At 44.1% G+C, this 1,402-nt stretch carries 2 protein-coding genes; both read left to right on the top strand.

The features are described from left to right. Window positions 1-147: 147 nt before the first annotated feature. On the top strand, window positions 148-1,080 hold the full coding sequence (gene hprK, locus LD39_RS18270; protein ID WP_035551314.1) for an HPr(Ser) kinase/phosphatase: 933 nt from the start codon (window positions 148-150) through the stop codon (window positions 1,078-1,080). A gap of 15 nt (window positions 1,081-1,095) precedes the next feature. After that, a partial coding sequence (locus LD39_RS18265) for a prolipoprotein diacylglyceryl transferase family protein (protein WP_035551309.1) occupies window positions 1,096-1,402 on the top strand: 307 nt, incomplete at its 3' end.

Genomic DNA, 1,402 nt, shown 5'->3' with positions numbered 1-1,402 from the left:
GTGGCATACTGTGAATGTTGCAGAAACGATCAGCCAATAGATTCCCTGTTTGACAGACATCGATTGTGTTTTTGTCCAAGATTGAGTCAAAACATGCTACAATAGGGGACAGTGATTGTACGATGAAAGAGGAGGTCAAAGACGAACATGAGTAAAGTCCGCACAGAAGATTTGCTAGATCAGTTTAAGCTAGAATTGGTAGCAGGTGAAGATGGCATTCACCGTGAAATACATACCAGCGATATATCACGACCCGGAGTAGAAATGACGGGATACTTCAAGTTCTATCCTAAAGAACGATTGCAGTTATTAGGAAAAACGGAACTTTCCTATTTTAATGAGCTTACGAAGGAGCAGCGACAGGAACGTGCTGAAAAACTATGTACAGACGTTACTCCAGGAATCGTTATAACGCGAGGGATGGATATCCCCGCTGAATTGCACGTAGCAGCAAACGAAGCAGGCGTCCCTTTAATGCTTTCTCCACATAAGACGACACGTGTGATCAGCCGTCTAACAAACTTTTTAGAAACAAAATTCGCCCCATTCACAGCGATTCACGGTGTACTTGTCGATATTTATGGGATTGGTGTGCTGATTACCGGTCAAAGTGGAGTTGGTAAAAGTGAGACCGCTCTTGAACTTGTGAAGCGCGGACATCGTCTTGTCGCTGATGATAGCGTGGAAATCCGCCAAGAGGACTACGATACGTTGATCGGAAACAGTCCTCCTTTAATTGAACATCTGCTTGAAATTCGTGGACTAGGGATCATAAATGTGATGACATTATTTGGTGCCGGTGCCGTCCGCAGCTATAAACGAATTACGTTAGTGATCAATCTTGAACTCTGGGATAAAAACAAACAGTATGACCGTCTTGGATTAGAAGAAGAGACAATGAAAATCATGGATGTTGAAGTTCCGAAGGCGATCATTCCCGTACGTCCTGGACGTAATCTCGCTGTTATCATTGAAGTGGCAGCGATGAACTTCCGTTTGAAACGCATGGGGGTTAATGCAGCAGAAGAATTTTCTGAACGGTTGACGAATGTGATTGACTCGGATCAGCAAAAATCATAAGGGAGGGGTGACATCGTGACTTGTACACCTGATGCCTTAGACCGGGTTTTTCTCCAATTAGGTCCATTATCGATTTATTGGTATGGAGTCATCATTGCGACTGGAGCCTTCTTAGGTTTGTTGATCGCAACAAGAGAAACCGAACGTCTCGGCCTGAAAAAAGATTATATGATCGATATCGTCGTTTATGCCATTCCAGCGGCGATTGTATGTGCACGGATATACTACGTTATTTTTGAGTGGGATCGGTATGTAGGTGGTCCATGGTGGGATGTCTTCGCTATTTGGGAAGGCGGTATTGCGATTCATGGAGCTTTGATCG

The sequence above is a fragment of the Halobacillus sp. BBL2006 genome (genome assembly GCF_000786645.1).
Taxonomy (GTDB): Bacteria; Bacillota; Bacilli; order Bacillales; family Halobacillaceae; genus Halobacillus.
Note: the sequence above shows the minus strand (reverse complement) of the source record. Positions and strands in the feature narration are given on the sequence as shown.